Below are 5,653 nucleotides of genomic sequence, written 5' to 3'. Positions count from 1 at the left end.
GCGGTGTGCGTCCGATTCTTGAGAACTCAACAGCGTGCCGAAAGTCAATGCCGAAATGCATTAACCCCGTCCACGGATTTTGGTCTGTGGGTGGATTCCTTTGAAATATCTGGATGACAAGCCAGTGATGGTTTGTTTCTGAATTCAAGGGATCGCTTTTCGATTGTCGACTCTCCAGCTTTTGGCTGGTTTGTCATATTTTTCAACGGAGAGTTTGATCCTGGCTCAGGACGAACGCTGGCGGCGTGCTTAACACATGCAAGTCGAGCGGTAAGGCCCCTTCGGGGGTACACGAGCGGCGAACGGGTGAGTAACACGTGAGCAACCTACCCTCAACTTTGGGATAAGCCTCGGAAACGGGGTCTAATACCGGATAATACTTGCCATCTCCTGGTGGTGGGTTGAAAGTTCTGGCGGTTGGGGATGGGCTCGCGGCCTATCAGCTTGTTGGTGGGGTAATGGCCTACCAAGGCGTCGACGGGTAGCCGGCCTGAGAGGGCGACCGGCCACACTGGGACTGAGACACGGCCCAGACTCCTACGGGAGGCAGCAGTGGGGAATATTGCGCAATGGACGAAAGTCTGACGCAGCAACGCCGCGTGAGGGATGACGGCCTTCGGGTTGTAAACCTCTTTCAGCAGGGACGAAGCGAGAGTGACGGTACCTGCAGAAGAAGGACCGGCCAACTACGTGCCAGCAGCCGCGGTAATACGTAGGGTCCGAGCGTTGTCCGGAATTATTGGGCGTAAAGGGCTCGTAGGCGGTTCGTCACGTCGGGAGTGAAAACTCGGGGCTTAACCCCGAGCCTGCTTCCGATACGGGCAGACTAGAGGTAGGCAGGGGAGAGCGGAACTCCTGGTGTAGCGGTGGAATGCGCAGATATCAGGAAGAACACCGGTGGCGAAGGCGGCTCTCTGGGCCTTACCTGACGCTGAGGAGCGAAAGCGTGGGTAGCGAACAGGATTAGATACCCTGGTAGTCCACGCCGTAAACGTTGGGCGCTAGGTGTGGGGGACATTCCACGTCCTCCGTGCCGCAGCTAACGCATTAAGCGCCCCGCCTGGGGAGTACGGCCGCAAGGCTAAAACTCAAAGGAATTGACGGGGGCCCGCACAAGCGGCGGAGCATGCGGATTAATTCGATGCAACGCGAAGAACCTTACCTGGGTTTGACATATAGGGAAATCCTCCAGAGATGGGGGGTCCGTAAGGGTCCTATACAGGTGGTGCATGGCTGTCGTCAGCTCGTGTCGTGAGATGTTGGGTTAAGTCCCGCAACGAGCGCAACCCTCGTCCTATGTTGCCAGCACGCCCTTTGGGGTGGTGGGGACTCATAGGAGACTGCCGGGGTCAACTCGGAGGAAGGTGGGGATGACGTCAAGTCATCATGCCCCTTATGTCCAGGGCTTCACGCATGCTACAATGGCCGGTACAAAGGGCTGCGAAGCTGTAAGGTGGAGCGAATCCCAAAAAGCCGGTCTCAGTTCGGATTGGGGTCTGCAACTCGACCCCATGAAGTCGGAGTCGCTAGTAATCGCAGATCAGCAACGCTGCGGTGAATACGTTCCCGGGCCTTGTACACACCGCCCGTCACGTCATGAAAGTCGGCAACACCCGAAGCCGGTGGCCTAACCCTTGTGGAGGGAGCCGTCGAAGGTGGGGCTGGCGATTAGGACGAAGTCGTAACAAGGTAGCCGTACCGGAAGGTGCGGCTGGATCACCTCCTTTCTAAGGAGCATTCGGTGCCTGCTCGCGTGAGTTATTCATGGAGTGTGGTGCCTGTTCATCACTGCTCGAGCGTTCGTCTCGAGGTGATGGTGCTTCGGAATGTGGAACATTGACCATTAGGCCAGGATCTCGGGTGATTGAGTTAGTACTGCTTCCTCTTCGGAGGGTGTGTGGAACGCGAGAGCATGCGGGGGAGTGGCCGAGGCGCGCTGTTGGGTCCTGAGGGATCGGGCCCGGCTCACAGAGTTTTTTCTGGGGGTTGGTTCTGTTTCTTCTGGGTCGCGGTCACACTGACGTGAGTGGGTGTGGTTGGTGGCTGGGGCCGGCTTCTGACGGACTGTTGGTGGTCTGCTGGGGTTGGGGTGTGTTGTTTCCCCTGGTTCTGGTGGGTTTGTCTTCAAGTGTCGGGTTGTGGCTGGTTTTCCGCCCGTATTTTGAGAACTGTATAGTGGACGCGAGCATCTCTTTGTAGCGTTTTGCGATTTCGTTTGATTTCGTATGTTTTTTGTTGTGACAAGCTACTAAGGGCAATCGGTGGATGTCTTGGTACCAAGAGCCGATGAAGGACGTTGGAGCCTGCGATAAGCCCCGGGGAGTTGGCAACCGAGCTGTGATCCGGGGGTGTCCGAATGGGGAAACCCAGCTGGCATTCTAAAGCCAGTTACCAGTGCCTGAACACATAGGGTTCTGGAGGGAACGCGGGGAAGTGAAACATCTCAGTACCCGCAGGAAGAGAAAACAATTGTGATTCCGTGAGTAGTGGCGAGCGAAAGCGGATGAGGCTAAACCATGTGCGTGTGATAGCTGGCGCGCGTTGCGCATGTGGGGTTGTGGGAGCATTCTGACACTGGCGCTGTGGTGTCGGGGAGTTATCAATCACTGTTGAAGTCGAATCTTCTGGAATGTTGAGCCGTAGTGGGTTATAGCCCTGTAGGCGTAAGACAGTGACTCTTGAGTGTTTTCCCAAGTAGCACGGGACTCTTGAAATCTCGTGTGAATCTGGCGGGACCACCCGCTAAGCCTAAATACTTCTTGGTGACCGATAGCGGACTAGTACCGTGAGGGAAAGATGAAAAGTACCCCGGGAGGGGAGTGAAATAGTACCTGAAACCGGTTGCCTACAATCCGTCGGAGCGTGCCCTTCGGGGTGTGTGACGGCGTGCCTTTTGAAGAATGAGCCTGCGAGTTAGTGGTGTGTGGCGAGGTTAACCCGTGTGGGGTAGCCGTAGCGAAAGCGAGTCTGAATAGGGCGTTTTAGTCGCATGCTCTAGACCCGAAGCGGAGTGATCTATCCATGGGCAGGTTGAAGCGTGGGTAAGACCGCGTGGAGGACCGAACCCACCAGGGTTGAAAACCTGGGGGATGACCTGTGGATAGGGGTGAAAGGCCAATCAAACTCCGTGATAGCTGGTTCTCCCCGAAATGCATATAGGTGCAGCGTCGTGTGTTTCTTACCGGAGGTAGAGCACTGGATGGTCTAGGGGGCTTACCGGCTTACCGAAATCAGCCAAACTCCGAATGCCGGTAAGTGAGAGCGCGGCAGTGAGACTGCGGGGGATAAGCTCCGTAGTCGAGAGGGAAACAGCCCAGATCACCAGCTAAGGCCCCTAAGCGATTGCTAAGTGGAAAAGGATGTGGAGTTGCCCAGACAACCAGGAGGTTGGCTTAGAAGCAGCCACCCTTGAAAGAGTGCGTAATAGCTCACTGGTCAAGTGATTCCGCGCCGACAATGTAGCGGGGCTCAAGCAATCCGCCGAAGCTGTGGCACTCATACTTGTACTCGGCCGGCCCTTTGGGGTTGGTCCAGGTGTGTGGGTGGGTAGGGGAGCGTCGTGCAGCGTGTGAAGCAGCCTAGTGATGGAGTTGTGGATGCTGCACGAGTGAGAATGCAGGCATGAGTAGCGAATGACGGGTGAGAAACCCGTCCGCCGGATGATCAAGGGTTCCAGGGTCAAGCTAATCTGCCCTGGGTAAGTCGGGACCTAAGGCGAGGCCGACAGGCGTAGTCGATGGACAACGGGTTGATATTCCCGTACCGGCATTAACACGACCCGACCGAACCTGCTGATGCTAAGGACTTGAAGCTGTGATGTCTTCGGACGGATCGGTGGATTGTTCGGCCCGAGGTGGTAGTAGGTGCATTGAGGAGTGACGCAGGAGGGTAGTCCAACCGCGGCGATGGTAGGCGTAAGCTGATCCGCGGGCAAGGTGGTAGGACGAGGCATAGGCAAATCCGTGTCTCATGTGTCTGAGAGCCGAGGCGGACCCGTTTAGGGGAAGTGGATGATCCCATGCTGCCGAGAAAAACTTCGCAGTGAGTGTTAGAGCCGCCCGTACCCCAAACCGACACAGGTGATCAGGTAGAGAATACCGAGGCGATCGAGTGAACCATGGTTAAGGAACTCGGCAAAATGCCCCCGTAACTTCGGGAGAAGGGGGACCGGATCCGTGACACCATTTGCTGGTGGTAGCGGTGATGGTCGCAGAGACCAGGCCCAAGCGACTGTTTACTAAAAACACAGGTCCGTGCGAAGAAGTAATTCGATGTATACGGACTGACGCCTGCCCGGTGCTGGAACGTTAAGGGGACAGGTTAGCTGGTTTCGGCCGGCGAAGCTTTGAACTTAAGCGCCAGTAAACGGCGGTGGTAACTATAACCATCCTAAGGTAGCGAAATTCCTTGTCGGGTAAGTTCCGACCTGCACGAATGGCGTAACGACTTGGGCGCTGTCTCAACCATGGACTCGGCGAAATTGCATTACGAGTAAAGATGCTCGTTACGCGCAGCAGGACGGAAAGACCCCGGGACCTTTACTACAACTTGGTATTGGTGGTCGGTACAATTTGTGTAGGATAGGTGGGAGACTGTGAAGCTCGGACGCCAGTTCGGGTGGAGTCGTCGTTGAAATACCACTCTGATTGTTCTGGCTGTCTAACTTTGGTCCGTTATCCGGATCAGGGACAGTGCCTGGTGGGTAGTTTGACTGGGGCGGTCGCCTCCTAAAAGGTAACGGAGGCGCTCAAAGGTTCCCTCAGCCTGGTTGGCAATCAGGTGTCGAGTGTAAGTGCACAAGGGAGCTTGACTGTGAGACAGACATGTCGAGCAGGGACGAAAGTCGGAACTAGTGATCCGGCGGTGGCATGTGGGAGCACCGTCGCTCAACGGATAAAAGGTACCCCGGGGATAACAGGCTGATCTTCCCCAAGAGTCCATATCGACGGGATGGTTTGGCACCTCGATGTCGGCTCGTCGCATCCTGGGGCTGGAGTAGGTCCCAAGGGTTGGGCTGTTCGCCCATTAAAGCGGCACGCGAGCTGGGTTTAGAACGTCGTGAGACAGTTCGGTCCCTATCCGCTGCGCGCGCAGGAGACTTGAGAAGGGCTGCCCCTAGTACGAGAGGACCGGGGTGGACGAACCTCTGGTGTGCCAGTTGTTCCGCCAGGAGCACGGCTGGTTGGCTACGTTCGGGAGTGATAACCGCTGAAAGCATCTAAGCGGGAAGCACGCTTCAAGATGAGGTCTCCCACCGGGTTAACCGGGTAAGGCCCCCAGTAGACCACTGGGTTGATAGGCCAGAGGTGGAAGCGCGGTAACGTGTGGAGCTGACTGGTACTAATAGGCCGAGGGCTTGTCACACACACGCAAGAAACAAGCCTGCGCTGCAAGTAATGATGTTCGCGTTCACTGTACGGTTCCCGGAATACGGTCGAACCCCCAGCCTTGTCCCGTGGTGGTTCAGCGGTTGATGGTTGTTGGTTGGTTTGATTGATATTTTGATAGAGTTTCGGTGGCCATAGCGTCGGGGAAACACCCAGTCTCCATTCCGAACCTGGAAGTTAAGCTCGACAGCGCCGATGGTACTGCGACCGGGAGGTCGTGGGAGAGTAGGACGCCGCCGGACATTCACACTGTTAAGGGCCACCCC

General features: G+C 56.3%; 3 rRNA genes. All 3 read left to right on the top strand.

The features are described 5' to 3' along the window. The first annotated feature begins 202 nt into the window (after positions 1-202). Positions 203-1,727: ribosomal RNA gene (locus AB0B82_RS35220) — 16S ribosomal RNA — on the top strand. 511 nt (positions 1,728-2,238) lie between these two features. Next, positions 2,239-5,364, top strand: a 23S ribosomal RNA gene (locus AB0B82_RS35215). Between the two features lie 147 nt (positions 5,365-5,511). After that, positions 5,512-5,629, top strand: a 5S ribosomal RNA gene (gene rrf / locus AB0B82_RS35210). Together the 16S, 23S and 5S rRNA genes form the textbook arrangement of a ribosomal RNA operon. Positions 5,630-5,653: the final 24 nt, after the last annotated feature.

Source organism: Kribbella sp. NPDC048915 (assembly GCF_040649595.1).
Lineage (GTDB): Bacteria > Actinomycetota > Actinomycetes > Propionibacteriales > Kribbellaceae > Kribbella.
This window is presented reverse-complemented; position numbering and strand designations above follow the sequence as displayed.